Here is a 26,028-nt window from a genome sequence, read left to right on the forward strand (position 1 = left end):
TGATAGCTGATAGCTGATAGCTGATAGCTGATAGCTGATAGCTGATAGCTGATAGCTGATAGCTGATAGCTGATAGCTGATAGCTGATAGCTGATAGCTGATAGCTGATAGCTGATAGCTGATAGCTTTACAACCCTTTCTTCACCACATATCTATATGGTGACTCTTCAACTTCTTTAGCCACTAGCGTGTGATCCATGAACGTACAAAAGCTGGGTATATCACGGGTAGTTGAGGGGTCGTCGGCAATAATAAGCAGTGTTTCGCCGTCGCTCATTTTGCGAATTGCAGCGCGTATCATCATCACAGGTTCTGGGCAGCGAAGGCCGATAGCATCTAATTGGTGATCGGGGTTATCAAAGCTCATAAAAATTACCTGCAAAAATAGTCGTGGCTTGGTTAGGTCGGGTAGTTTAGCGCAAATAAAGCTGTTGGTTAACTATTTTACGTATAACAAAACAGCTCAACTTATTAATAGATAATCTGAAATAAATTTAATGCACCCGATCACATTATTCATTTTAAACCTGCAAAAGCGGGTGGTATAAAAAAGGCGAACTAACTTGCGCTAGTTCGCCTTTTTAATCACCAAGCTGGTTTTACATATTCAACACTAATTAGTCTTGAACACGTTCAAATACAGTTGCTATGCCTTGGCCTAAACCAATACACATAGTCGCTAAACCGTATTTTGCGTTTTTGTCTTCCATTAAGTGAATAAGTGAGGTGCTAATACGCGAACCCGAACAACCCAGCGGGTGACCCAGTGCGATAGCGCCGCCATTTAAATTCACTTTTTCGTCAACCACATCCGCTAAACCTAAGTCTTTAAGTACGGGTAGTGATTGTGCTGCGAATGCTTCGTTAAGTTCAGCAACATCGATGTCATCAATAGTAATACCAGCTTGTGCCAATGCTTTTTTACTTGCTGGTACTGGGCCGTAACCCATGATTGATGGATCGCAACCGGCAACGGCCATCGCGCGAATATATGCACGAATTGGTAAGCCAAGTTCTTTTGCTTTTTCTTCGCTCATCACTAACATAGCTGATGCGCCATCAGAAAGTGCTGAAGACGTACCCGCTGTAACAGAACCCGTAGCAGGGTTAAATACTGGACGAAGTTGCGATAAGCCTTCAACGGTTGTTTCAGGGCGAATTACTTCATCATCTTCAACAAGGATAAGTGAACCGTCAGCATCGTGACCTTCCATTGCTAAAATTTCGCGGCGGAAACGCCCTTCAACTGTTGCAGCATGTGCACGTTGATGCGAGCGGTAAGCAAACTCATCTTGTTGCTCACGGCTAATACCGTGAATAGTAGCAAGGTACTCAGCAGTTAAACCCATAGAGCCAGATGCTTGTGCAATTGATGTAGCTAAGCCTGGGTGAAAGTCGTTACCGTGAGTCATAGGTACGTGGCCCATGTGCTCAACACCACCAATTAGGTAAGTATCGCCAGCGCCAGTCATAATAGCGCGAGCAGCATCATGCAATGCTTGCATTGATGAGCCACATAAACGGTTCACTGTGGTTGCTGGCACTGAATGTGGAATGCCTGCAAGTAGAGATGCGTTACGTGCAACGTTAAAGCCTTGCTCTAAAGTTTGCTGTACACAACCCCAATAAATATCGTCAATTGACGCAGGGTCAACTGCTGGATTACGTTCTAATAAGCCTTTCATTAAATGAGCGCTTAAGTCTTCTGCACGTTTGTTTTTAAATACGCCGCCTTTTGAGCGACCCATTGGTGTGCGGATACAATCTACAATTACTGGATTATTCATGATATTAACCTTCCACCTTATAGAAAACACGGCCTTCTTCAGCCCACTTGCGAGTTTGCTCTGATACTTGGTAAATCGCACCTAGGTGAGCGTATTTGTCTGCTGCTGCAACAAAGTTAGCTAAACCTGTTTGATCTAAGTAACGGAACGCGCCGCCTCTAAATGGAGGGAAACCAACACCGTATACAAGTGCCATATCAGCTTCTTGAGGAGAAGCAACAATGCCTTCTTGTAAACAAAGTAGCACTTCGTTGATCATTGGAATCATACAACGGTCAATGATTTCTTGTTTATCAAATTCTTTTGGTGCGTCTGTAATTGGTGCGAGTAGTTCAATCGCTGTTTGGTCATGCGATTTTTTAAGACGACCGCGACGGTCTGTTTCATACTTGTAAAAACCTGCTTTGTTCTTTTGACCAAAACGTTTTTCGTTAGCAAAAACAGTCACTGGATCTTTCTCTGCACGTGCCATACGTTCAGGGAAGCCGTCTGCCATTACGCCAGTACAATGGAAAGCAGTATCAATACCGACTACATCAAGTAGGTAAGCCGGACCCATAGGCCAGCCAAATACGTTTTCCATGACTTTATCTACTTTTGCAAAGTTAGCGCCTTCAACCACTAATTTGCTAAAGCCTGCAAAGTAAGGGAATAAAACACGGTTTACAAAAAAGCCTGGGCAATCGTTAACAACAATCGGCGATTTACCTAGTTTAAGTGCGTAATCAACTACGGCATTAATGGTTTTATCTGAGGTTTTTGCACCACGGATAATTTCTACTAATGGCATTTTTGGTACTGGGTTGAAAAAGTGCATACCACAGAAGTTTTCTGGTTTTTCAAGTGCTTCTGCAAGTAGGTCAATACAAATAGTCGATGTATTTGACGTGAGCACAGTGCCTTCAGGCATATTCTTTTCAAGATCAGCAAGTACGGCTTGCTTCACTTTAGGGTTCTCTACTACCGCTTCAACAATAATGTTGGCGTTTTGTAGGTCTGCATCATTAAGCGTCGGTTTGATTTTGCTAAGCGTTGCTAGCATTTTTTCCATTGGCATATGGCCGCGCTTAACTTTTGCACCTAATAGCTTAGACGCTTCACCCATACCTAAATCAAGTGCATCCTGTTGGATGTCTTTCATTATGATTGGTGTACCTTTATAAGCAGATTGGTATGCAATACCGCCGCCCATAATACCTGCGCCTAATACAGCAGCTTGTTTAATTTCTACATCGCTGTGCTTAGCAAATTTACGTGCTTTACCTTTAATGTATTGATCCGCTAAAAAGATACCTGTTTGCGCGGCTGCTTCGTTGGTACGAGCAAGCTTTGCAAAGTTGGCATTTTCAATTGCCATTGCTTCTGCGCGTGAGCAGTTTGCTGCTGCTTTAATAGTGCGAACGGCCATAACTGGAGCAGGATAGTGGCCTTTGGTTTTACCCATTACCATACCTTCTGCCATTGCAAAGCTCATGCCTTGCTCAACACGGTTTAATTTAAGCGGTTGTAATTTTACAGCGCGTTTTGCTTGCCAATCTAGCTTGCCAGCAATCGCTAATTCTAATGTTGCTATACTTGACTCTTGTAGTTTGTTGGCACTAACTACTGCGTCAAACGCACCTACTTTAAGGGCATCAGCTGCGCGATTTTCGTTACCTGTGGTGATCCACATCATCGCGTTATCGGCGCCAATAATGCGCGGAAGGCGCACTGTACCGCCAAATCCAGGCATTATGCCTAATTTAACTTCTGGTAAACCCATTTTTGCTGAGTCACTTGCAACACGATAATCGGTAGCAAGTGCCCACTCACAGCCGCCGCCAAGCGCCAAGCCGTTTATAACACTTAGTGTTGGGAATGGTAAATCTTCAATTGCATCAAAAACGTCAGTTGCATTTTTGATCCACGTTACTAATTCTGCTTCAGGTTTAGTAAAAGTAGGTAAAAATTCGAAGATATCTGCACCAATAATAAAGTGGTCTTTATCACTGGTAAAAATCATGCCTTTAATATCAGCGTTAGCGGCTAATTCTTTTAATGCTGCCGCGCAATCTGAAAGAGTTTTTTGAGATAATGTGTTTACAGAACCTGTAGCACAAAACTTAAACTCGGCGATGTTTTCCTTCACGAAGCTAACTTCAAAGGAATCGCTTTTATATAACATTATTATTCTCCCTAGTTGATGAACTAAGACTGGTACGATGAGTTCATATTCAGACCAGTGTGCTTGCTTTAAATTAAAAATGCAACGAAAAATTTATCTTGGTTACAAACGTCTGGTTAAAATATAGCTGGTTTGGTGCTAAGGTGGGTTTGAAAGTTTTCTTTATTCATTTTATTGCGCTGTCTTAGTGTTCATAGCTTGGGTTTTATTAGAATAAATAGTACAGCTGTGTATGTGCTGTTGTTTACTTACTCTTCGCCACACTTCGTCAGCCTTGAAGGTTACTATGCCCTAAAGGACATTATGAAAAAATACTTATTAAGCGTAGCGGCAGCGACTCTATTTTTCTCTTTCCCCTCTGCCAACGCGAAAACTGATATTGATGCATTTTTAGACGCTGAAAAACAGGCGCGCTATGGCAATTATCAAAATTTTAAAGAAGCGGTGGATTCATTGTCTCATCCGCTTAAACCGTATGTTGAAAAAGCCTATTGGGAACGTTACCCAAGCTTAGCCCACCAAACAGAGATAGAAAATTTTCTCACTGTTTATGAACATACGCCATTAGAGTGGCCAGTGCGTAAAGCATGGTTAAACTATTTAAAACGCAGAAATCAAAAAGCAGCGTTTATTAAAAACTACCGTGAAACCTCTGACAGTGAGCTTACTTGTACCCACCTTACTTTTCAGCTTGATCTTGGTGCGCCTAAAAAAGCAATACTCAATCAGGTAACCGACTTATGGACAGTGGGTGAGTCGCAGCCAAGTGAATGCGATGGCCTTTTTAAACGCTGGCGTCAAAATGGTTATTTAACGCCCGATGTTGTTTGGCAACGTGTCACTCTAGCGGCACAAGGCGGGTCTTATCGTTTACTGCCTTATTTAAAAACATTGTTGCCAGCCAATGAGCGCTACTTAGCCGATTTATACTCAAAAGTAAGACGTGACCCAAGTGCAGCGGCGGGGTTATACCGTTATAAGCGCAAAACAGTGAAAGAGGGTGAAATAGCGCTTTATGGTATTAAGCGTTTAATTTGGCGTGATAAAGAGTTGGCATTAAAGGCATGGCAAAAAATTGAGGGGTTATTTGATTACACTGATGATGAAAAAGCGGATGTATATTATACCTTTGCGCTTTCATTGGCGTCGAGCGGCCATAGCCAAGCTAGCTTCTATTTAAATAAAGTACCCAAAGAGCGCCAAGATCGTAAATTAATGCAATGGCAGTTAGCTAATCTACTCAAAACCCAAGATTGGGAGGGAATTGCGGCATTTTTTACAGGTAAAGAAAATCTTAGCTTAGGGCAACAGTATTGGCTTGCTTATAGTTATGACAAACGCGCAGATCATGAAAAAGCTAAGGCAATTTGGACTAAAGTGGCCGCTAATCGTGATTATTACGGCTTTTTAGCCGCTGCACGTTTGGGCATACCGGTTGATTTAAATGAGTTGCCCGTTAATGTAAATCAAGCTTTAGTAACAAGAGTGAGTAACGCACCGGGCTTTAAGCGTGCCAAAGCCTTGTATGAGTTAGAGCGCTTTACTGCTGCTCGACGCGAGTGGAATTATTTAACTGATACCTCAGCTGATGATGAAAAATTAGCTGCGTCGGTACTTGCAGCCGAGCTGGATTGGTTTGATAGTACTATATTCACCCTAGCAAAAATAAAAGCATGGGATTATGTGGATTTGCGTTTCCCTTTTGCATTTCAAGAAATGTTTGAGCGTTACAGCAAGCGAAGCAAAATTGACCTAACTTGGAGTATTGCTATTGCACGTCGCGAAAGCTCATTTGCACCTGATGCGCGCTCCCATGCAAATGCACGCGGGTTAATGCAGCTATTACCGAGTACGGCAAAGTATATTAATAAAGGCACGGTTTCTAATCGTCGTTTGTATCAACCAAAAACCAACATTCGTCTTGGGACTCGTTATTTACAGTATTTAAAAAAGAAAAACCACGGCAATGAGGTGTTAGCTACAGCATCTTATAACGCTGGGTATCATCGTATTAAGCGTTGGTTACCAGAAGAAGCAATGCCGGCTGAGCTATGGGTTGAACTTATTCCTTACAGAGAAACCCGAGATTATGTAAAAAATGTATTTGCTTATCGGCAGGTTTATCATACTCGCCTTGGTCGGGAGGGAAACCTTCTAGCCCCCATATTAGAAATGACGATGGGCGGATAGTAAAAATAAATCTACAACCACAGAGGGATATTTACACAGTACGTATCCCTCTTTTTTGAGCGCTTTGTGTATAAGTGGTAGACTCAAAGCAAGTTAAATTTAACAGATGGGTTTATTATGGAAAAATTAGCCGTTTTATACGCCGAACATATTGCAACATTGCAGCAGCGTACACGTACTATTTGTGAGCAAGAAGGGTTAGAAGGATTAGTCATTCATTCAGGCCAAGCTAAGCGCCAATTTTTAGATGATATGTATTACCCGTTTAAAGTTAACCCTCATTTTAAAGCGTGGCTACCGGTTATTGATAATCCACATTGCTGGATTGTGGTAAATGGTAGCGATAAGCCAAAACTTATTTTTTATCGCCCAATTGATTTTTGGCATAAAGTACCTGATGAGCCAAGAGATTTTTGGGCAGAATACTTCGATATTGAATTGTTATTACAACCCGATCAGGTTGAAAAGCTACTACCTTACGATAAAGCTAAATTTGCCTACATTGGTGAATACCTCGAAGTAGCACAAGCACTTGGCTTTAGTATTATGAACCCTGAGCCAGTACTTAACTATATTCATTACCACCGTGCTTATAAAACGCAATATGAACTTGAATGTTTACGTAATGCGAATCGTATTGCGGTTGATGGCCATAAAGCAGCGCGTGATGCGTTTTTTAATGGTGGTAGCGAGTTTGATATTCAGCAAGCTTACTTAATGGCAACGCGCCAAAGTGAAAACGAAATGCCATATGGCAATATTGTGGCACTTAACGAAAACTGCGCTATTTTGCACTACACCCATTTTGAGCCAAAAGCACCACAAACGCATAATTCATTTTTAATTGATGCGGGCGCTAATTTTAATGGTTACGCTGCGGATATTACCCGTACCTACGACTTTAAAAAGCAGGGTGAGTTTGCTGACTTAGTTAACGCTATGACAGCGCATCAAATTGAGTTAGGAAAAAGCTTAAAGCCAGGTTTACTGTATGGCGATCTGCATATTGATTGTCATAACCGTATTGCTCAGCTATTAAGTGATTTTGATATTGTTAAACTACCTGCAGCCGAAATTGTTGAGCGTCAAATTACCTCAACTTTCTTCCCGCATGGCTTAGGGCATCATTTAGGTGCACAGGTTCACGATGTGGGTGGTTTTATGCGTGATGAAACAGGGGCACATCAAGCGCCACCAGAGGGTCATCCATTCTTGCGCTGTACTCGCTTAATTGAGAAAAACCAAGTATTTACTATTGAGCCAGGTTTGTACTTTATTGACTCTTTATTGGGTGATTTAGCACAAACAGACAATAAGCAGTTTATTAACTGGGAAAAGGTCGAAGCGTTTAAACCTTTTGGCGGTATTCGTATCGAGGACAATATTATTGTTCACGAAGATAGCCTAGAAAATATGACGCGTAATTTATTACTCGACTAAATCCTTATAAAGACGAGTTAGCCAATACGCGCTAAAATAAACGGATACAAAGGGGCCTTTTGGCCCCATTTTTTTAATTAAAGCCTAAGTAAGTGCTATGTCTGAATATAAATACCCAGCCGAAGCTGTATTTCATCAAGAAGAAATTAAAAAAAGTACCTTTATCGTTCATATAGGTCACACGCCCGATCTAAATGCTGCGAAAGCCTTTATTAAAAATATTGAAGAAAAATATAGTGATGCACGCCACAATTGCTGGGCACATGTTGCAGGTAACCCAGGGGGCAGCCATGTTTATGGCTTTTCTGATGACGGAGAGCCCAATGGCACCGCCGGTAAACCCATGCTCAATGTGCTAGTGGGCTCAGGCTTAGGTGAAGTGACCGCTGTGGTAACACGTTACTTTGGAGGTATAAAGCTCGGTACGGGTGGGCTGGTGCGTGCTTATGGTGGTTCACTCAATAATGCCTTAGCAAAACTACAAACCGTGGTGAAAGTGCCGAGTGCTGAGCTGGTGGGCTTTAGTGAATACAGTATGCAAGGGGCGATAGAGCAATACTTAAAAACCAACTTTCAGGTACTTAATATTGAAAAGCAGTTTACTGCAAATATTGAGTGGACTATTACCATTGATAGTCGCCAAGCGCAGCAAGCCATCAAAGATATTTTTGATTTAAGCCACGGCGCAGTTGAGTTAACAATCAAAGAGTAATAGTCTTACATTCATTCCATTTAATGATTAAACATTAAATTTCGAGTCATACAGTAGTTATTTTAATTTACTAATAAAAAAGCGATACGCTCAATGCAATTTCGTACCATCATAAAAATTCTTGGCCAATTGGTTGCGCTATTCAGTATTACTATGGTGCCACCAGCGCTAGTGTCTTTAATTTATAAAGATGGTGGAGGGGTGCCGTTTGTTTTAGCCTTTATATTCAGTGTTGTTATTGGCTTAATGGCTTATTACCCAAATAGGCATGAGCATGGCGATTTAAAAGCCCGCGAAGGCTTTTTAATCGTGGTTTTGTTTTGGCTGGTACTAGGCGCGTTTGCCTCCTTACCGCTGGTATTTTTACAAGAACCCAATCTCTCTTTGGCCGATGCCGTGTTTGAAGCCTTTTCTGGCTTAACCACTACAGGAGCTACCGTACTGACCGGTATAGAGTATCTGCCTAAATCGGTATTGTTTTATCGCCAACAATTACAGTGGTTTGGTGGTATGGGGATCATTGTATTAGCGGTAGCAATCCTGCCAATGCTTGGCGTAGGTGGTATGCAGTTGTATCGGGCTGAGATTCCAGGCCCCGTAAAAGATTCCAAAATGACCCCGCGTATAGCCGACACCGCTAAACACCTTTGGTATATTTATGTGTCTATTACCCTTGCATGTACTTTGGCGTATTGGAGCGCTGGCATGAATTGGTTTGATGCAATTTGCCATGCTTTTTCTACGGTGGCTATTGGTGGTTTTTCTACTTATGACGCTTCAATGGGGCATTTTGATAGCCCAGTAATTAACTTTATTTGTGTGTTCTTTTTAATTATCGCAGCCATTAACTTTTCTCTGCATTATGCTGCTGTAGCGAGTCGTAATATTAGTGTCTACATTCGTGACCCTGAATTCAAAGTGTTTCTATGTATTCAGCTCGCGCTGGTGGTGATTTGTTTCACGGTACTTTCATCTCACGATGTTTATGCCAATGGCGATGAAACCCTCGATCAGGCATTGTTTCAAGCTGTATCTATAAGCAGCACCGCAGGATTTGCCACAGATAACTTTTCTGCTTGGCCTTTGTTTTTACCTATTTTATTAATATTCTCTAGTTTTATTGGTGGCTGTGCTGGTTCAACTGGTGGCGGTATGAAAGTAGTGCGCGTGTTTTTACTTTATCTACAAGGAGTGCGAGAGCTAAACCGCTTAGTGCATCCTCGAGCTATATACTCTATAAAGTTAGGACGAAAGGCGCTACCAGATAAAGTAGTTGAAGCGGTATGGGGTTTTTTCTCGGCTTATGCACTAGTCTTTATTATTATTATGTTAGCGTTAATGGGCACCGGGTTAGACAATATAACGGCATTCTCAGCAACGGCAGCGTGTTTAAATAACCTTGGGCCTGGTTTAGGTGATGTTGCTTCTCATTATGGCGCTATTACCGATACTGCAAAATGGATATTAACCGTGGCAATGGTATTTGGTCGTTTAGAGATATTTACCTTACTTGTGCTATTTACCCCAACATTTTGGCGTGGATAACGTTATAAATATCAGGAAGGAAATATGCGAAAAACCAATTTGGAAAAGTTAAACCAAATCGTCACGGGTGGCATAGTTGATTTAGAAATCCTCACCCCCACGAGTAGCCGACGCGTAAAAACAGAGTTTATAGGCTTATTAGAAAATAAGTTTATTATTTTAAATTACCCCAATGCAAAACGGCTCCCCATGGCAAGTGATTATTTACGCGATGGTGTGATGGTGGTGGTAAGAGCGCTTATAGAGGGCAGTGGTGGGCATGTTTTAGCGTTTCGTCAGCAGCTTATGTCTGTAGCATCTCACCCAGCTAAGTTATTGTTTATCGACTATCCTTCACAAGTACAGCTATTTGAACTGCGCTCGCAAGCGCGTATACCGACGCTGTTTCCAGCCAAGTTAAAATTATCGGATGATCGCCCTTCTTTTGAAGGCGTTATAAAAGATATTTCGTTAACGGGTGTTATGTTTGATATTAAAACAACCCAAGAAATCGACGACATTAAAGATATGCGTTGCATCGTAGTGTTTGATGAAGATACAAAGCACGAAGGGCAAATATGCAGTGTGAAAAAACATGCTAAGGGCATATATTGCGGAATTCGATTATTTGCCAGTGAAGAGCAAATGAAAGCCCTGATGGGGGATCACTTCATTGACCCTAATGCACTTGAAGTTGAAATTGTATAAGACCTGTTATCTTTCGACGCTGAACATTTTACAATTCTAAAATATCAACAAGCTCTAACATTTTCGCTCTTTTGCAACAAATAGCCATGTGTTGTTGTTATTTTTAAAAGCCATTTCAAATTTATTTTACAAATTCATTAAAAACAATTAGTTAAATATGTCTTTTATTCTAATTTTTTTGTTTATAACAAAATTAAACTCAACTCACCTTCCTTTTTGTTTATTTAATCCTCTTTTTTAGCGGTTGCTCACCGACTGTGTGGGGTTTTACCTAAACTCAACTCTTTGATTTTTATTGTTTTAATTTTATTGCCTTATCTACTGTTGCTAAAAAGCAACAAAATAACGAGTTAAATAGCGCCATTTCAGCTAGTTGCTGGTTAATTTATTGAAAATTATGGTTTTTATATTTTTGGCATCGAAGTTGTAATAGTCAGGCTGTATAGAACGAAACGTGATTTAAAGTAAAACACTTAATCGCATAAAACATAAACTTTGAAGGAAGATTGATTATGAAAAGCATTAATAAAACTTTAGCACTTATCGCATTAGCTTCATCATCAGCCGCTTTTGCAGCAAGCGACTTTGACACGCTAGACGTTGACGGCAACGGCGCAATCAGTCAAAGCGAAGCATCGGTTGATGCAAAATTAATGAGCATGTTTTCAGAGCTTGATACTGACCAAAACGGTGAGTTATCAAAACAAGAGTTCTCTAAAGCATAACCCTAAGCTATTAAAGTTTTGGGAGTTAAAAGCTCCCTCATTATTTAAACGATTTTAAGGAATACTCATTATGAAAACATTACACAAAACATTTGCACTTATCGCTCTTGCTTCTTCATCAGCTGCCTTTGCAGCGAGCGACTTCGACACACTAGATACCGACGGCAACGGTGCTATTAGCCAAAGCGAAGCATCGGTTGATGCAAAATTAATGAGCATGTTCTCAGAGCTTGATACTGACCAAAACGGTGAGCTATCAAAAGAAGAATTTTCGAAAGCATAAGGCAAGGCTAAGTATATTCTGAGTTGCCAAAGACAACCTAAATAGGCAAGGAAGCCTATGAAAGAGAATAACAAGGATCGTGATAGCTAGACACAATTTTTTGATAAACCATTGCATTACATTTTGAAGGATTAAATTATGAAAACATTACATAAAACATTTGCACTTATCGCGCTAGCTTCTTCATCAGCTGCTTTTGCAGCAAGCGACTTTGACGCGCTTGATACTGATGGTAACGGCGCTATTAGTCAAAGTGAAGCCGCTGTAAACGCTGATTTAACAGCCGCATTTACTGAGCTTGATACCGACGGTAATGGTGAGCTTTCTAAAGCTGAGTTTGCAAACTTTTAATTTTTGACTTTTTTCATTGCACAGGGATCTCAGAAAAGGATTTCCCTCTTATAGGAGAATTATTATGAAAGCATTAAACACAACACTTGCGATTTTAGTATTAGCGTCATCATCAGCAGCTTATGCAGCGGTAGATTTTGCCTCTTTTGATAGTAATGGCGATGGTGTAATTAGCCAGCAGGAAGCCGCCGCTAATAAACAACTAATGAACATTTTTGATGATTTAGATACCGACGGAAATGGTGAACTTTCTAAAGAAGAGTTTGCAAGAGTACAATAAGTATTAACCCATCATACTCCACTAAAGCCGCTTAATAGTCAGCGGCTTTTTTGTGTTTGTTGATTACTTAACTCAAGCAGTTTAATTATAGAAAAATAGCGCTAACTTGGAATAACTTTTCAACCACGTTAATGTGCTTTTTATCAATTAAGAACATGATTACATGATCGCCTGACAAAATAATTGTATCGTCATGGGCAATCAGTACATCGTCATTTCGCACAATTGCACCTATTGTGGTACCTGCTGGCAATTTAATATCGGCAATTGCGCGACCTACCACTTTAGAGGTATTTTCATCACCATGGGCAACCGCTTCTATGGCTTCTGCAGCCCCTTTACGCAACGAGTACACGTTTACAATATCACCACGGCGCACGTGAGTCAGCAATGCAGAAATAGTCGCTTGTTGTGGTGAAATCGCAATATCAATTTCGCCGCCCTGTACTAAATCAACGTAAGCGCCTCGTTGAATAAGTACCATGGTTTTTTGTGCCCCCATGCGTTTTGCGAGCATAGCCGACATTATATTTACTTCATCGTCGTTGGTAACGGCAATGAACACATCAACCTGTTCAATGTGTTCTTCAGAGAGCAGCTCCTGATCGGATGCATCACCACAAAATACCACGGTGTTGTCGAGCATTTCAGAAAGCTGTTCGGCACGCTCTTTACTTCGCTCTAGTAACTTAACGCTGTGGTTTCTTTCCAGTGAACGGGCTAGACCTGCACCAATATTACCGCCACCGGCAATCATGATTTTTTTATACGAGCGTTCCAGCTTTTGTAGCTCGTTCATTACCGCACGAATGTGTTTGGTTGCGGCAATAAAAAATACTTCATCGTCGGCTTCTATTACGGTGGTGCCTAAGGGTTTTATCGCTTTACCTTGGCGGTAAATAGCGGCTACCCGAGTTTCAACATTAGGAATATGCTGCTTAAGTGTAGATAGGGCATAGCCTACCAATAAGCCGCCATAGTAGGCTTTTACAGCCACTAAAGAGAGCATGCCATCGGCAAATTGCAGTACTTGTAATGCGCCAGGGTAGTCTATTAGGCGGCGAATATACTTAGTAACGAGTGCTTCTGGGGCTATGTAATGATCGACAGGTAAGTCATCATTATGAAAGAGTTTTTCGCGGTATTTTAAATACTGCTCAGAGCGAATACGGGCTATTTTGGTCGGTGTATTAAAAATACTGTAGGCAACTTGGCATGCCACCATGTTAACTTCATCTGAGCTGGTCACCGCAATAATCATATCGGCATCTTCAGCCCCTGCGCGACTTAACACGTCAGGGTGGGCGCCGTGGCCTGCAACACCTTGTAAATCGTATTTATCTTGCAGTTCGCGCAAGCGGTTACCGTCGATATCAACTACGGTTATTTCGTTTTGTTCACCCACTAGGTTTTCTGCGAGTGTGCCGCCAACTTGCCCAGCACCGAGTATGATTATTTTCATTATGTACCCGTATTATTAATACTAATTACATCAAAGTATTAGCTACCTCTAAATTGAAGTAGCTAAATGTGTTGCCTAGGCTTTTTTAACTAATTTAGCGTAGTAAAAACCGTCACTTTCGCCTGGTAATAACTGCAAGCCTGGTGTGGTTTTAGTGTCTTCGCTGTGCAAAGGAATATGCTCTGCGTCTCCATTATTAGCTAAAAACTTAGCAACTTGTTGTTGGTTTTCTTGTGGAAGCACCGAACAGGTTGCATACACCAATGTACCGCCTGGCTTTAACAATGGCCAAATGCTGTCGAGTATATCGCCTTGGAGGGTCGATAAATCGTTAATGTCGGATGCGCGACGTAACCATTTAATATCTGGGTGACGACGAATTACGCCAGTTGCAGAGCAGGGTACATCTAACAAAATACGATCAAACTGTTCTTCATCCCACCAAGTGTGAGGTTGCGATGCATCACCACATTGTAAGTCGGCGCCCAAACCTATGCGTTCTAGGTTTTGTTTAACACGTTCTAGGCGTGTGGCATCGCTATCAAGCGCAAGCACATCTGCGTCGGCAAGCTCTAAAATATGACAGGTTTTACCACCAGGCGCTGCGCAGGCATCGAGTATTGAATCACCATTTTGTGGGTCTAGATAGCGTGCAGCAAGCTGCGCTGCCGCATCTTGTACTGAACAGGCACCGGTATCAAACTCAGGAAGTGAAAACACATCGCGTGGTTTGCTTAGTTTAATGCCATCAATAAAATCAGGATTTAGAGTATGTTCAATATCGTTAGCGGTTAGCATTTCGCTATATTCTTGGGTGCTAAACTGCGATTGATTCACTCGAAGCCACATTGGCGCTTGTTGCTGATTAGCTTCTAGAATGTCTTCCCAGCTATCTGGGTAGGCTTCTTTTACTTGCTTTATAAACCAGTTTGGATGGTTGTATAAACACACCGGAATTTGTTTGGCTTTTTCTTCAAGCTCAGCTTGTTGGCGCTGAAAGCTTCGTAAAATGGCGTTAATAAGCCCTTTTAAGCCAAGAGCGCGTAATTGTTGTAACGCATTAACGGTTTCGCTAATTGCTGCATGCGGCGGTACACGCATGTGTTGTAGTTGGTAAATGCCTACATACAACAAAAACTGGAAAATACGGCGTTTGCCTTTAAGCGGTTGTTCTACTAAATGCTGACAATAATTTTCTAGGCTAGGTAAGTAACGTAATACTCCATAGCAAATTTGCTGCAGTAAGGCTTTATCTTTAGGAGATAGGCCTTGGCTAGCGAAAGGGAGTTCTTGATTAAGCGATGCGCCTTTATCAACCACGTTATATAAAGTTTCAGCGGCTAGCGCTCTGACATTGCTTACATTACTCATTATTTTCGCCTAATACGGTGCCGGGTGTGACCCAGTCGCTACGACCGTTTAAAAAATCATTAATTGCCATTGGCTTTTTGCCTTGTGGTTGTAATTCGCCAATAGATAAAGCGTGTTTACCACAAGCCACAACGATACCGTTTTTATCACTTGCTAATACAGTGCCAGCTGCGCCTGATTGTTCAACTACATTTGCTTGGTATATTTTTACCGTATTACCACGCATTTGGGTAAAGCATACTGGCCATGGGTTAAATGCACGAATGTTACGCTCGATTTGCTCGGCATCCATAGACCAATCAATGTTGGCTTCGTCTTTTGAGAGCTTTTTAGCGTAATTGGCATCAGCATCGTTTTGTGGCTCAGGCGTTATGTCCCCGTTGGCTAAACGATTTATGGTGTCGATTAATGCATCAGGTCCCAGTTCAGCAAGCTTAGTGTATAAGCTTGCACTGGTTTCAGTACTATCAATAGGGCAGCGGCTAATATGCAGCATATCGCCGGTATCTAGCCCTTCATCCATTTGCATTATGGTTACACCGGTTTGCTGATCCCCTGCCCAAATAGCGCGTTGAATAGGTGCGGCGCCACGCCAGCGCGGTAAAATAGAACCATGTACATTTAAACACCCTAAACGTGGGGCATCTAAAATGGCTTTAGGTAAAATTAAACCGTAGGCAACGACAATCATGATATCGGCATTGAGGCTGCTTAGCTCTTCAAGTGCGTCGTCTGTTTTGAGTGATTGCGGTTGAAAAACGGGTAGGTCATGTTCTAATGCAAGCGCTTTTACTTCACTGGCTTTTAGTTTTTTTCCGCGACCCGCTGGACGATCTGGTTGACTGTAAACGCCCACTATTTGGTGTTCACTATTTATAAGTGCTTGCAGATGGCGTGCAGCAAAGTCCGGCGTACCGGCAAATATAATGCGTAATGGTTGTGTCACTGAGTTTCCTAATTATTTACTAAGGTGCTTATTACTGCGCTGCAAACTTCGCTTCTTTTTCAAGCTTTTTACGAATGCGTTGGCGCTTTAATGGAGATAAATAATCAATAAATAATTTACCTTGAAGGTGATCAAGTTCATGCTGAATACAAATCGCTAATAATTCGTCAGCATCAAGAATAAATTCTTTACCTTCTTCGTTCAGTGCAGCTACGGTAACGGTTTCTGCACGGTCAACTTTTGCATACGAATGAGGAACTGATAAACAGCCTTCTTCGCTCACGGTTGAGCCATCTTTTTTGATAATTTGCGGATTGATAAGCACGAGTGGTTCATTGCGCTCTTCTGATACGTCGATCACCACAATACGCTGGTGAATATCAACCTGTGTAGCAGCAAGCCCAATACCATTTTCATCGTACATAGTTTCTAGCATATCTTTGACAATTTCACGCACTTGATCGTCAACAACAGTTACTTCTTTTGCGATTGTACGTAAACGTTCATCTGGAAATCTTAAAACTTCTAACCTAGCCATAGTTACCTTTTACACTTATGCTTAAATTTAGGGTATTGTATGTTCTTATTTTAGCCATTCACGTTCCCCTTTAACAGGTTTTGGTTAATAATAATGAAAAAACACTATGAGGAAGCTCAATGAAATCTCCATTAATTGCAATTATACTTGCATTAGGTGCAACTTTTCCTGTGCTGGCAGATGTACTAACTATAAAAAAAGATGCGCCTAAACAGTATGTTGTGAAAAAAGGTGACACGCTTTGGGATATCTCAGCTATATATCTAAACGAACCTTGGTTATGGCCTGAACTATGGCAAATGAATCCACAAATAGACAACCCTCACCTTATTTATCCGGGAGATGCGTTAGCATTAATTTACGATACAGACGGTAATCCGCGTTTAGTGATTAATAAAGCGTATCGAAAGCTATCACCTATGGGACGTATTACGCCAAAAGGGAAAGATGCGATAACAACTTTACCTCTTGCGTTGATTAAACCGTATTTGTCGTTTGAGCAAGCTATTAACAGCGATTCGATAAAAGAAAAGCCCTATATTTTGGGCGCCAACGAAAATACCAAAACCCAAACTATTGACCATATTTTATATGTAAAAGGTAACTTAAAACGTCATCAGGCATATGCTATTTATCATAAAGGTGCGCCTTATACTGACCCTAATACCGGTGAAGAGTTAGCGAGTAGAGCATCTTATGTGGGTATGGCTCGTGCATTTAGAACAGGTGATGCGGCCAATGGCGAACCTGCCTCAGTAAGAGTTGAATCAGTAAAACGTGAGATCAAACAGGGTGACTTTTTATTACCTGCAATGGAAGGGCAGATGCTGCCAGTATATTTTGAGATGCATCGTCCTGAACAGCCAATGCAGGGTCAAGTGATTGCCTCTCCGCGCGAGGTGAGAGAATTTAGCACGATGGATGTAGTGGTGCTAAACTTAGGTTCAGAGCAACAAGTTAAAGTAGGTCATGTACTGGATATTGAACGTCAGTCACCTAAGGTGATTGATAGTGCCAGAGGCCCGCGTTATACCGAAGATTCAAGTCGTTTAGAAAAATTGGTATCGGCTACTAGCGAATTATTTGGCTCAGAAACCGATGAAGATAGCGTTACTTGGAAAATGCCAGCAGAGAAAGTTGGTGAAATGATTATCTTTAAAGTGTATGACAAAGTTAGTTATGCGCTGATCACTAAAAATCAGCACCCAATTCGCATTGGAGATTTGGCAGTAATTCATTAAGTAGCGAGTCGGTGTTCTAGGAGGGAACATGGAGCAATCGTTTGGCAAGCTAAGCCATTGGCTTGCCTTTTACTTATGCAAAGGGCTTGGAATAAAAACGCTATTAGCCCTCTCTAAGCAGCACAGTTTAGAGTCGCTGTTTTCCTTATCGCATTCCCAGCTGGTTATGTTGGGCTTAACAGCGAGTCAAGCAAGCAATTTACTTAATACAAATTGGCAGCAAGTTGCGCATTATGAACAGCTTATTAGCCAGCAACATATTACTGTTATTAGTATTTTTGATACCACCTACCCAGAACACCTAAAACAAATAGCCAGTGCACCATTATTACTTTTTTGTAAAGGCGATATCAGCTTACTGTCTTCTCCACAAATTGCGATTGTTGGCAGTCGAAATGCAACCACTACAGGACTTGAAATTGCTGCAGAATTTGCACATCAGCTAACGCTTGCTGGCATAACAGTAACCTCTGGTATGGCGCGTGGCATTGATGGTGCTGCCCATAAAGGAGCGCTGGCAGGAAATGGTAAAACCATTGCCGTACTGGGGACTGGTGTTGATGTTTATTACCCTAAACGCCATAAGTTACTTACAGAGCAAGTATTAACACAGGGTTTATTGGTAAGTGAGTTTTTACCGGGCACCGCGGCCAACGCGCATAACTTTCCACGGCGTAATCGTATTATTTCAGGACTCTCTTTAGGCGTTTTAATTGTTGAAGCCGAAATTAAAAGTGGCTCACTGATCACCGTACGTTATGCGCTTGAACAAAATAAAGACGTTTTTGCGGTGCCAGGCTCAATTAAAAACCCGCTGGCACAAGCAAGCCATTTTTTAATTAAGCAAGGTGCTAAGCTGGTAGAAAACGTCGCCGATATTCTTGATGAGATGAACTTTTCATACCCTTCTGGTCTAAACTATAAAGAGTTAACTGATGCTGTAACCTCAGATTGCGAGGTGCTTAACAGTATTGGTTTTGAGGTGACCAGTGTGGACGATATTATGCGTCGAGTACAGTGGCCAATTGATAAAGTACAAGCGCGATTGCTTGATTTAGAGTTAGACGATCAAATTGAACGTGTATTAGACGGCTATATTAAATTAAGCGCTGGAGGATAATATGTTTGATATTCTCATGTATTTATTTGAAAACTATGTTCACAGCGAAAGTGATGTATTTGTTGAGCAAAGCACACTTACCGATGAGTTACTTCGCGCTGGGTTTAACAAACCCGAAATTAACAAAGCCATTGACTGGTTAGATCAACTTGCCGCATTACAATACAGCAATGAATCGCCTTATTTATTAGCCACTCCACAACATGCAGTGCGTATTTTTACCGACAGTGAGTGCCAAGTTCTCGACACCGAGTGTCGCGGCTTTTTAATGTTTGTTGAACAAACGGGCGTTATTAATAGCACCACTCGTGAAATGGTGATGGACCGTTTAGCGGCGCTTGATAATTCAGCTATTACTTTGGAAGATTTAAAATGGTTAATTCTTATGGTGTTATTTAACGCACCTGATTCTCAGCAGGCGTATGAGCAAATGGAAGATCTTATTTTTGATGAGCCCAGTGAAGTGTTACATTAATCATTATTGCGTGTTTTATTATTTTCAGCGTTAACAAACCGACTGCCATAGCTTGTATCTTTAAGGGTTTTGGGTATATTAGGCGAAAATTCACCAACCACTAGGATTTACATGAGTAAAATCGATCATTCACTTTTCTCGGCTAATAAACACGCCTTAGAAAAAGAATATGAGATATGCCCGCAATGTGGTTCAGAACTCGTCATTCGTAATAGTAAATCTGGGCCTTTTTTAGGCTGCGCTAGTTACCCTAAGTGCGATTTTATTCGCCCGCTTGCTCATCATGATAGCAATGAAATCAAAGTACTTGAGGACAGCGAGTGTCCAGAGTGTAGCAAGCCGCTAGTGGTGAAAAATGGCCGCTACGGTATGTTTATTGGCTGTACCGGTTACCCTGAATGTCATTATATTGCCAGTGAGCATAACAATACGCCAAGTGAAGAGCCTGTGATTAGTTGCCCTAAATGTAAAAAAGGCCACTTGGTTTCACGCAGCAATAAATTTGGGAAAGTGTTTTATTCTTGCGACTGTTACCCAAGCTGTAAATATACGCTTAATCATAAACCTGTAGCTCAAGCGTGTCCTGTATGTGACTGGCCAGTTGTTACTGAGAAAAAAACCGCGAGTGGTGTTGTGTTACAATGCCCACAAAAAAGCTGTATGCATAAGTTTGCTGCCACTGAATAACGTAAATATCTCTGGAGACAATTTTGTCTGACCTTTCTTCTTTATCTGCTGCAATAACTAGCTTAGAACAAGGCGATGTTATTTTATACCCAACCGAAGCTGTTTATGGCCTTGGTTGCGATCCTGACAATCAACAGGCGGTGGAACGTTTACTTGATATTAAACAACGCTCCGTTGAAAAAGGGCTTATTTTAATTGCTGACAATTACGGGCAATTATTAAAATACGTCGATGACGCTAAGCTGCCTATGGATAAACGTGCCGATATTTTTTCAAGTTGGCCAGGCGCACTCACTTGGGTGATGCCTGCAGCTAAGTCTACCCCAAAGTGGTTAACAGGGCAGTTTGATACTATTGCAGTAAGAGTAACTAACCACCCTACAGTTAAACGTTTATGCCAACAGTTTGGTAAACCACTGGTATCAACAAGTGCAAATTTAACCGGCCAAGCAACGGTAACAAGTATTGTTGAAGCTCAGCAGCAGTTTGGCGAGCAGGTTAGTTTTTATGTTGATGAACCATTAGGTGGTAATACGCAACCAAGTACCATTAAAGATGCCATGACAGGCAATGTATTCAGAGGTTAACGATGCAAAGCGAATTATTAAAACAAGTAAAAGCGTACTTTATGGCTTTGCAAGATACCATTTGCCAAGGCTTAGAAGCAGCAGACGGGAAAGCACAGTTTGTTGAAGACAGCTGGCAGCGAGAAGAGGGCGGCGGTGGTCGTACTCGCGTTATCACCAATGGTAATGTGATAGAGCAAGGGGGAGTTAATTACTCTCATGTATTTGGTGCCTCTATGCCGGGCTCTGCCACTGCACATAGACCTGAGCTTGCCGGGCGCAGTTTTCATGCGTGTGGTGTATCGTTAGTGATCCACCCTAAAAACCCACATATACCAACAAGCCATGCCAATGTGCGCTTTTTTATTGCCGAGAAAGAAGGTGAAGAACCGATTTGGTGGTTTGGTGGTGGTTTTGATTTAACCCCGTTTTACCCTGTACTTGAAGATGTAGTGCATTGGCACCAAGTTGCGCACGATGTGTGTCAGCCGTTTGGTGATGATGTATATCCAAAATATAAAAAATGGTGTGACGAATACTTTTATTTAAAACATCGTGATGAAACCCGCGGCGTAGGCGGCTTATTTTTTGACGATTTGAATGAGTTAGGTTTTGAGCAAAGCTTTGCATTTATGCAATCGGTGGGTAATGGCTTTTTAGATGCTTACGTTCCTATTATTGAGCGTCGCAAAAACGATAAGTACACCGAACAACAACGCGACTTTCAATTATATCGCCGTGGTCGTTATGTTGAGTTTAATTTAGTCTGGGACCGCGGCACATTATTTGGCTTACAAAGCGGTGGCCGAACTGAATCTATTTTAATGTCGATGCCACCTTTAGCCCGTTGGGAATATAACTTTACCCCAGCCGAAGATAGTGCAGAGGCATTGCTATATAAAGACTTCTTAAAGCCACGTGATTGGTTAGCTCTGGGCTAAGAATGATATGCCAGTCAATAAACTACTTATTGACTGGCTTTTAAAATTATTGTTTTAGTTTAAAGCTTCGTACCTGCTCATCTAACGAGCGAGCTAAATTGAGTAACTCTTCACTGACTTTTTGATTTTCATCCGCATCCACTAACGATTGCTCTGCATTATCACTGATACCAACAACGCTTCTGTTTATTTCTTCGGCGGCTAGATTTTGCTGCTCTGTTGCATCGGCTATTTGTATATTTAGCTCATTTATTTCATTCATTTGGCTAGAAATATCTTTTAAAGCCTGTGCAACTTGTTGTACTTGTTGCGCTCTTTCGTCTGCCTCCGCACAGGACTCACCCATGGTTTTAACTGTTTGCGCTGCTTCTGATTGCAACTTATCTATAGTACGGCGTATTTCATCGGTAGAGGCATGAGTTCGGGTTGCTAAAGTTCGTACTTCATCAGCAACAACGGCAAATCCTCTTCCTGCTTCACCTGCACGGGCAGCTTCAATGGCTGCATTAAGTGCTAATAAATTTGTTTGCTCGGCGATACTGCTGATCACCTCAAGCACTTTACCCACTTCAAGCGTTTGCTCTTGCAGTTGTCTCACTTGATCTGCCGCTTGGCGTACATCTTCAGCTAGTTGATTTATACTGAGTTCGGTTTGCTCTGCAACCTGCATGCTTTGCTGTGCTAGCTCATTACTGTTCTCAGATTTTTCTTGAGCAAAATGAGTGGTGTTTCTTACTTCATTGGATGAGCTTTCTAGCTCATTAATTGCTGCGGCTACCGAGTCGGTACTTTTCTTTTGTTCTAAAATAGCGCGCTCAGTAGTATCGGCAGAAGTATAAATTTTCTCTGCTGAATGAATAAGCACTTTTGAAGAGTGAGATACCTGAGCAATGTTATCTTTAAACGTAGCAATCATTTGGTTAAAACTAGTGGCAAGCCAGCCGAGTTCATCTTCGGCGTTATCTTCAATGCGTAAGGTTAAATCTTTATTAGTAGTGGCTAGGTGCATTGCATGGCCGAGCTTTTTAAGGCGCACTATAAATATTTTTCTAAACACTATACCTAGCAGCACAAAGGCAATAATAAAAATAGTAGACAGTAGGCTGGTGGTTATTAAGGTGTTGTAAGTTACCTCGCTATCAATATCGGCTAAGGAATAGCTAATTTTTACCACACCCAGTACATCGCCTTCTTGTGCTTGATGGCAGCCTAAACAGTTTGTACCTTTATAATCAGAGCTCGCATACATCGGGCGTAGGTAGGTCATACTGCGGCTATCAGTGTTTTGCTCTATAAATAAGCTTTCTTTACCCTGCAGTGCTTCGCGTTCGTTGTTATTACTCGCTGTTTGGTTTTTATTGCCTGGTCCATACAGCTTATTGACTATGTCAGAGCGAATAATATGAGCGTCTTCAATATTAGGATGTTTACGAAGCTTTTGGCTCAATAATTCTCGATTAGCCATAGTGCCCGTTAGCATCATGGTGTTTATTGAGTCGAAGTAATTGTCGGCAAGTAGCTTGATGTTTTCTGCCACCGTATCTTGTGCGAGTGTGCGCTGTTGGCTCGCACTACTAAAAATACTGGCTATGAGTACAATAATGCCGGTTAACGCTAACAAAGCATAAATTTTATGTTGGATTGATTTCACACGCGCCACGCTTTTCTAACTATTTAATAGGGTATTATCTCTATTTTAGAAAAGCGGGTTTTGACTTAGCGCAAATAATCCCCAATTAAAGAACGGGGTAAATTAATGCTGATTAATCATATGACTGGCAAGCTGTGCCAGTGATTGGCGTAAACCTTCGCGTAAAACGGGGTTATCAATTTCTATGTCTAAGGTTTTATTCATGCAATACATCCACTGATCACGTAAATCTTGATCAATAGGAAATGGCATATGGCGTTTGCGCAGCATTGGATGGCCATGTTTTTCTACAAATAAGTCTGGGCCACCAAGCCAACCCGATAAAAACTCAAAAAATACTTGGCGAATTCTATCTAATGGTTGAGGATGCATATCATATAACGGTTTAGCGTATTCATCGCTGGCCATTATGTCGTAGAATCTATTGGCAATTGCACGCGTGGGCGCTTCTCCGCCGATGATTTCATACGGGGTTTTCTCTGGCGTAGGCGCTTGAGTGGCTGTAGACGGCTTTGATCTTGAAAAGAGTCTTTTAATCATAGTTTTATCATCGTTAATAGGCAGTACTAAAACTGCAAAGAGGTTGTTTAAAATGGATAAATATGCGGTTTTTGGAAATCCAATCAAACATTCAAAATCTCCCAGCATACATCAGCAGTTTGCTAAGTCATTGGGAGAGCAAATCGACTATCGCGCAATATTAGCACCTATCGATGGATTTGAAAAAACAGTCGCGACTTTTTTTGAGCAAGGGGGCAAAGGCGCAAATGTCACTGTTCCTTTTAAAGAGCAGGCCTTTGCTTTAGCCGATGAACTAACCTCAGTGGCTAAACTTGCAGGCGCAGTAAACACCCTTAAAAAGCGCGATGATGGTACCTTACTCGGTGATAACACCGACGGCATAGGCTTTGTGAACGATTTACTAGCGAATAAAATAATAATAACAGGTAAACGCCTATTGATAATTGGTGCAGGTGGCGCTGCCCGTGGTGTTATTTTACCTTTACTTGAGCAGCAGCCTAAAGAAATTATTATCGTTAATCGCACGGCACACAAAGCCCAAACATTGGCAAAACTCTTTACCGAGCACGGCAATGTTTCGGGGTATGGTTTTGACGACCTTCCTTCTGCCGATTATCATTTAGTTATTAACTCAACCTCAAGTAGCATGAATAACGAGTTACCTGCGTTAAGCGAAAAGCACTTAAGCGCATGTGAAATGGCTTACGATATGTTTTATGCGACGCAAAATACGCTATTTATGAATTGGGTGAGCGAACACAATAAAGCGGCTAAGCTATTAGATGGCAGTGGCATGTTAGTAGGGCAAGCTGCACAAGCTTATTATGTATGGCGAAATAAAATGCCGGACATTGTTCCCGTTGTTATTGCATTAAAGCAGGGAGTACTTAAATGAACCAAGCAATACAGTTTATAGACCGACTCGAATTTAGAGAGCCAACTCATCAATTAGTTTTTTTTGCACAAGTAAGCGGAATGCTAGTTGAGTGTGTGATTGCTGTAAGTAGTTTAAATTTAGCCGATGAGAGTCATGCAACGCGTTATTTTGAACAATACCGATTTGATTATGAAGAGCGTGCCGAGCAGCTAATCGAAGACGAAAGCTATAACTCGGCAGGGCAAATAGAAGTGAGTTTACTTAATTAAGCAAAAAGTTGTGGTTATTTCGCGTCTTCAGCTAAGTATTCATCTTTAAGCTGCACGTAATTATCGGCAGACACTTTTAAAAAGCTCAGCTCTTGCTCTGTTAAAGGGCGGGCTTGTTTCGCTGGGCTACCTACATATAAATAGCCAGACTCTAAACGCTTATTAGGAGGTACTAAAGCACCACCACCAATAATCACCTCGTCTTCTACAATCACGTTATCCATAATAATGGCGCCCATGCCCACGAGTATGCGGTTACCTAGAACGCAGCCATGCAGCATTACCTTATGACCCACGGTAACATCATCACCAATAATAAGTGGGTAACCCTCAGGATTGCTTTTAGTCGCTCTTGATAAATGTAAAACACTGCCATCTTGTATATTAGTACGCTGACCAATACGAATATGGTTAACATCACCACGGGCAGCAACTAACGGCCATACACTGCTATCATCACCTATAGTGATATCACCGACTAATACAGACGACTCGTCTATATAAACAGAATCATTAAACGCAGGAGTTATTCCTTTATAAGAACGTATTGCCATATATGCACCTTTAAATTAAACAATATGAATAGTATCAGTGTAACAGTAGCGCTTATTTAAGTACCAGCAAAGCCTGATTTGATTATAAAACTAGCTGTTTCATCTGTTTTAGCTCAGATACTGACCGAGCAGTGTGTTTTTTTAGTTTTTCTTTAAAAAAGTACTTGCGTAAAAATCTGTTCTCCCTATAATGCGACCCCACTGAGACGGGGAAGGGCAACGCATAGCGAGGCACGAGCTACTCAAAGAGTTAAGTAAAACTTAAGTTTAAATCATCGAAAGAAAGTTTAAAATTAAGTGTTGACTCGAAAAATAAAGGATGTATTATACGCATCCCTAGCGACAATGTCGCAACGTTCTTTAACAATATAAAGCAATCATCTGTGTGGGCACTCGTACAGATTGAGTTCTAACAGCCAAGCTACTTAGGTAGTGAGGCAAACAAATTTAGAGTCTCAATGTGATTTCTCGAAAGAGAAGCTGAGTGACCAACAGAATAGTTACTTCGGTAATTATTCAGCACAGTCAATTCAATATCGAAAGATATTAAATAAATTCAGAATTCATTGAGCTGTCGAAAGACATAAAACTTTTTAATTGAAGAGTTTGATCATGGCTCAGATTGAACGCTGGCGGCAGGCCTA

27 protein-coding genes are annotated in these 26,028 nt (G+C 41.4%); 17 read left to right on the plus strand and 10 right to left on the minus strand.

What is annotated here, in order from left to right:
• Positions 1-127: 127 nt before the first annotated feature.
• From tusA to fadB, 3 genes are all read right to left on the minus strand, one after another.
• Positions 128-367 carry a sulfurtransferase TusA gene (gene tusA / locus QL986_RS18100; RefSeq protein ID WP_024601483.1) on the minus strand — a complete coding sequence of 80 codons (240 nt, stop codon included), beginning with the start codon at positions 365-367 and terminating at the stop codon, positions 128-130.
• A 250-nt stretch (positions 368-617) separates the two neighbouring features.
• A complete protein-coding gene (fadA, locus tag QL986_RS18105) occupies positions 618-1,787 on the minus strand; it encodes an acetyl-CoA C-acyltransferase FadA (protein WP_013463651.1) in 1,170 nt (389 codons plus the stop codon).
• 4 nt (positions 1,788-1,791) lie between these two features.
• On the minus strand, positions 1,792-3,951 hold the full coding sequence (fadB, locus tag QL986_RS18110; protein WP_138687236.1) for a fatty acid oxidation complex subunit alpha FadB: 2,160 nt from the start codon (positions 3,949-3,951) through the stop codon (positions 1,792-1,794).
• 303 nt (positions 3,952-4,254) lie between these two features.
• Between fadB and QL986_RS18115 the strand changes: the two genes are divergently transcribed.
• From QL986_RS18115 to QL986_RS18155, 9 genes are all read left to right on the plus strand, one after another.
• A complete protein-coding gene (locus QL986_RS18115) occupies positions 4,255-6,141 on the plus strand; it encodes a lytic transglycosylase domain-containing protein (RefSeq protein ID WP_024601481.1) in 1,887 nt (628 codons plus the stop codon).
• Positions 6,142-6,258: 117 nt separating this feature from the next.
• A complete protein-coding gene (gene pepQ, locus QL986_RS18120; protein WP_013463654.1) occupies positions 6,259-7,581 on the plus strand; it encodes a Xaa-Pro dipeptidase in 1,323 nt (440 codons plus the stop codon).
• A 97-nt stretch (positions 7,582-7,678) separates the two neighbouring features.
• Complete coding sequence (locus QL986_RS18125) at positions 7,679-8,293, plus strand: YigZ family protein (RefSeq protein ID WP_016900036.1); 615 nt, start codon at positions 7,679-7,681, stop codon at positions 8,291-8,293.
• Positions 8,294-8,386: 93 nt separating this feature from the next.
• Complete coding sequence (locus tag QL986_RS18130) at positions 8,387-9,838, plus strand: TrkH family potassium uptake protein (protein WP_013463656.1); 1,452 nt, start codon at positions 8,387-8,389, stop codon at positions 9,836-9,838.
• 24 nt (positions 9,839-9,862) lie between these two features.
• Complete coding sequence (locus QL986_RS18135; protein ID WP_016900037.1) at positions 9,863-10,525, plus strand: flagellar brake protein; 663 nt, start codon at positions 9,863-9,865, stop codon at positions 10,523-10,525.
• Between the two features lie 512 nt (positions 10,526-11,037).
• Positions 11,038-11,250 carry an EF-hand domain-containing protein gene (locus QL986_RS18140; protein WP_013463658.1) on the plus strand — a complete coding sequence of 71 codons (213 nt, stop codon included), beginning with the start codon at positions 11,038-11,040 and terminating at the stop codon, positions 11,248-11,250.
• A 70-nt stretch (positions 11,251-11,320) separates the two neighbouring features.
• Complete coding sequence (locus QL986_RS18145; RefSeq protein ID WP_013463659.1) at positions 11,321-11,533, plus strand: EF-hand domain-containing protein; 213 nt, start codon at positions 11,321-11,323, stop codon at positions 11,531-11,533.
• A gap of 138 nt (positions 11,534-11,671) precedes the next feature.
• Complete coding sequence (locus QL986_RS18150; RefSeq protein ID WP_016900038.1) at positions 11,672-11,884, plus strand: EF-hand domain-containing protein; 213 nt, start codon at positions 11,672-11,674, stop codon at positions 11,882-11,884.
• Between the two features lie 64 nt (positions 11,885-11,948).
• Positions 11,949-12,164 carry an EF-hand domain-containing protein gene (locus tag QL986_RS18155; protein ID WP_016900039.1) on the plus strand — a complete coding sequence of 72 codons (216 nt, stop codon included), beginning with the start codon at positions 11,949-11,951 and terminating at the stop codon, positions 12,162-12,164.
• 85 nt (positions 12,165-12,249) lie between these two features.
• Here the strand turns inward: QL986_RS18155 and trkA are convergent, their stop codons facing one another.
• From trkA to def, 4 genes are all read right to left on the minus strand, one after another.
• Entirely contained in the window at positions 12,250-13,626 is a 1,377-nt protein-coding gene (gene trkA / locus QL986_RS18160) for a Trk system potassium transporter TrkA (protein ID WP_008112933.1), read from the minus strand.
• A 75-nt stretch (positions 13,627-13,701) separates the two neighbouring features.
• On the minus strand, positions 13,702-14,997 hold the full coding sequence (gene rsmB, locus QL986_RS18165) for a 16S rRNA (cytosine(967)-C(5))-methyltransferase RsmB (RefSeq protein ID WP_016900040.1): 1,296 nt from the start codon (positions 14,995-14,997) through the stop codon (positions 13,702-13,704).
• A complete protein-coding gene (fmt, locus tag QL986_RS18170; RefSeq protein ID WP_016900041.1) occupies positions 14,990-15,943 on the minus strand; it encodes a methionyl-tRNA formyltransferase in 954 nt (317 codons plus the stop codon). Before fmt ends, rsmB begins: the two co-directional genes overlap by 8 nt.
• Positions 15,944-15,974: 31 nt before the next feature.
• Positions 15,975-16,481: a peptide deformylase gene (gene def, locus QL986_RS18175; protein ID WP_013463665.1), complete on the minus strand. Its 507-nt coding sequence runs from the start codon at positions 16,479-16,481 to the stop codon at positions 15,975-15,977.
• Between the two features lie 119 nt (positions 16,482-16,600).
• Between def and QL986_RS18180 the strand changes: the two genes are divergently transcribed.
• The 6 genes from QL986_RS18180 (at position 16,601) to hemF (ending at position 21,511) form a co-directional block, all read left to right on the plus strand.
• Positions 16,601-17,722, plus strand: coding sequence for a LysM domain-containing protein (locus QL986_RS18180; RefSeq protein WP_016900042.1), 1,122 nt, complete (start codon positions 16,601-16,603; stop codon positions 17,720-17,722).
• Between the two features lie 28 nt (positions 17,723-17,750).
• A complete protein-coding gene (gene dprA / locus QL986_RS18185) occupies positions 17,751-18,842 on the plus strand; it encodes a DNA-processing protein DprA (RefSeq protein WP_016900043.1) in 1,092 nt (363 codons plus the stop codon).
• A 1-nt stretch (position 18,843) separates the two neighbouring features.
• Positions 18,844-19,317 (plus strand): DUF494 family protein, encoded by a 474-nt coding sequence (locus QL986_RS18190; RefSeq protein WP_013463668.1) that lies wholly within the window; start codon positions 18,844-18,846, stop codon positions 19,315-19,317.
• A 111-nt stretch (positions 19,318-19,428) separates the two neighbouring features.
• Positions 19,429-20,004 (plus strand): type I DNA topoisomerase, encoded by a 576-nt coding sequence (locus tag QL986_RS18195; RefSeq protein WP_016900044.1) that lies wholly within the window; start codon positions 19,429-19,431, stop codon positions 20,002-20,004.
• A 23-nt stretch (positions 20,005-20,027) separates the two neighbouring features.
• Positions 20,028-20,591: an L-threonylcarbamoyladenylate synthase gene (locus QL986_RS18200; protein WP_016900045.1), complete on the plus strand. Its 564-nt coding sequence runs from the start codon at positions 20,028-20,030 to the stop codon at positions 20,589-20,591.
• Positions 20,592-20,593: 2 nt separating this feature from the next.
• Positions 20,594-21,511, plus strand: a complete 918-nt coding sequence (gene hemF / locus QL986_RS18205) for an oxygen-dependent coproporphyrinogen oxidase (protein WP_016900046.1) — start codon at positions 20,594-20,596, stop codon at positions 21,509-21,511.
• A 46-nt stretch (positions 21,512-21,557) separates the two neighbouring features.
• On the opposite strand, the gene QL986_RS18210 is transcribed toward hemF, so the two are convergent.
• Together QL986_RS18210 and QL986_RS18215 are read right to left on the minus strand one after the other, a co-directional pair.
• A complete protein-coding gene (locus QL986_RS18210; protein WP_020476972.1) occupies positions 21,558-23,162 on the minus strand; it encodes a methyl-accepting chemotaxis protein in 1,605 nt (534 codons plus the stop codon).
• Between the two features lie 102 nt (positions 23,163-23,264).
• A complete protein-coding gene (locus QL986_RS18215) occupies positions 23,265-23,702 on the minus strand; it encodes a group II truncated hemoglobin (protein WP_290191780.1) in 438 nt (145 codons plus the stop codon).
• 52 nt (positions 23,703-23,754) lie between these two features.
• Here QL986_RS18215 and aroE point away from each other — a divergent pair, with 52 nt between their 5' ends.
• On the plus strand, positions 23,755-24,579 hold the full coding sequence (aroE, locus tag QL986_RS18220; protein WP_016900049.1) for a shikimate dehydrogenase: 825 nt from the start codon (positions 23,755-23,757) through the stop codon (positions 24,577-24,579).
• Positions 24,576-24,830, plus strand: coding sequence for a DUF1488 domain-containing protein (locus QL986_RS18225; RefSeq protein ID WP_013463676.1), 255 nt, complete (start codon positions 24,576-24,578; stop codon positions 24,828-24,830). The genes aroE and QL986_RS18225 overlap by 4 nt, the downstream gene beginning before the upstream one ends.
• Before the next feature lie 14 nt (positions 24,831-24,844).
• Here QL986_RS18225 and QL986_RS18230 read toward each other — a convergent pair whose 3' ends face one another.
• Positions 24,845-25,384 carry a gamma carbonic anhydrase family protein gene (locus QL986_RS18230; protein ID WP_016900050.1) on the minus strand — a complete coding sequence of 180 codons (540 nt, stop codon included), beginning with the start codon at positions 25,382-25,384 and terminating at the stop codon, positions 24,845-24,847.
• Between the last annotated feature and the right edge of the window lie 644 nt (positions 25,385-26,028).

Origin of the sequence: Pseudoalteromonas sp. APC 3250 (assembly GCF_030407915.1) — a bacterium.
GTDB classification, from domain to species: Bacteria; Pseudomonadota; Gammaproteobacteria; order Enterobacterales; family Alteromonadaceae; genus Pseudoalteromonas; species Pseudoalteromonas tetraodonis.

What these genes read in the sequence shown, in the direction of transcription:
- QL986_RS18195 (WP_016900044.1), top strand. Translation starts at nt 19,429, where the DNA reads ATGAGTAAAATCGATCATTCACTTTTCTCGGCTAATAAACACGCCTTA.
- tusA (WP_024601483.1), bottom strand. Translation starts at nt 367, where the DNA reads ATGAGCTTTGATAACCCCGATCACCAATTAGATGCTATCGGCCTTCGC.
- fadB (WP_138687236.1), bottom strand. Translation starts at nt 3,951, where the DNA reads ATGTTATATAAAAGCGATTCCTTTGAAGTTAGCTTCGTGAAGGAAAAC.
- QL986_RS18140 (WP_013463658.1), top strand. Translation starts at nt 11,038, where the DNA reads ATGAAAAGCATTAATAAAACTTTAGCACTTATCGCATTAGCTTCATCA.
- QL986_RS18130 (WP_013463656.1), top strand. Translation starts at nt 8,387, where the DNA reads ATGCAATTTCGTACCATCATAAAAATTCTTGGCCAATTGGTTGCGCTA.
- QL986_RS18150 (WP_016900038.1), top strand. Translation starts at nt 11,672, where the DNA reads ATGAAAACATTACATAAAACATTTGCACTTATCGCGCTAGCTTCTTCA.
- QL986_RS18230 (WP_016900050.1), bottom strand. Translation starts at nt 25,384, where the DNA reads ATGGCAATACGTTCTTATAAAGGAATAACTCCTGCGTTTAATGATTCT.
- trkA (WP_008112933.1), bottom strand. Translation starts at nt 13,626, where the DNA reads ATGAAAATAATCATACTCGGTGCTGGGCAAGTTGGCGGCACACTCGCA.
- def (WP_013463665.1), bottom strand. Translation starts at nt 16,481, where the DNA reads ATGGCTAGGTTAGAAGTTTTAAGATTTCCAGATGAACGTTTACGTACA.
- QL986_RS18125 (WP_016900036.1), top strand. Translation starts at nt 7,679, where the DNA reads ATGTCTGAATATAAATACCCAGCCGAAGCTGTATTTCATCAAGAAGAA.
- QL986_RS18115 (WP_024601481.1), top strand. Translation starts at nt 4,255, where the DNA reads ATGAAAAAATACTTATTAAGCGTAGCGGCAGCGACTCTATTTTTCTCT.
- fadA (WP_013463651.1), bottom strand. Translation starts at nt 1,787, where the DNA reads ATGAATAATCCAGTAATTGTAGATTGTATCCGCACACCAATGGGTCGC.
- rsmB (WP_016900040.1), bottom strand. Translation starts at nt 14,997, where the DNA reads ATGAGTAATGTAAGCAATGTCAGAGCGCTAGCCGCTGAAACTTTATAT.
- QL986_RS18145 (WP_013463659.1), top strand. Translation starts at nt 11,321, where the DNA reads ATGAAAACATTACACAAAACATTTGCACTTATCGCTCTTGCTTCTTCA.
- hemF (WP_016900046.1), top strand. Translation starts at nt 20,594, where the DNA reads ATGCAAAGCGAATTATTAAAACAAGTAAAAGCGTACTTTATGGCTTTG.
- QL986_RS18190 (WP_013463668.1), top strand. Translation starts at nt 18,844, where the DNA reads ATGTTTGATATTCTCATGTATTTATTTGAAAACTATGTTCACAGCGAA.
- dprA (WP_016900043.1), top strand. Translation starts at nt 17,751, where the DNA reads ATGGAGCAATCGTTTGGCAAGCTAAGCCATTGGCTTGCCTTTTACTTA.
- QL986_RS18215 (WP_290191780.1), bottom strand. Translation starts at nt 23,702, where the DNA reads ATGATTAAAAGACTCTTTTCAAGATCAAAGCCGTCTACAGCCACTCAA.
- QL986_RS18135 (WP_016900037.1), top strand. Translation starts at nt 9,863, where the DNA reads ATGCGAAAAACCAATTTGGAAAAGTTAAACCAAATCGTCACGGGTGGC.
- QL986_RS18155 (WP_016900039.1), top strand. Translation starts at nt 11,949, where the DNA reads ATGAAAGCATTAAACACAACACTTGCGATTTTAGTATTAGCGTCATCA.
- QL986_RS18180 (WP_016900042.1), top strand. Translation starts at nt 16,601, where the DNA reads ATGAAATCTCCATTAATTGCAATTATACTTGCATTAGGTGCAACTTTT.
- QL986_RS18225 (WP_013463676.1), top strand. Translation starts at nt 24,576, where the DNA reads ATGAACCAAGCAATACAGTTTATAGACCGACTCGAATTTAGAGAGCCA.
- aroE (WP_016900049.1), top strand. Translation starts at nt 23,755, where the DNA reads ATGGATAAATATGCGGTTTTTGGAAATCCAATCAAACATTCAAAATCT.
- pepQ (WP_013463654.1), top strand. Translation starts at nt 6,259, where the DNA reads ATGGAAAAATTAGCCGTTTTATACGCCGAACATATTGCAACATTGCAG.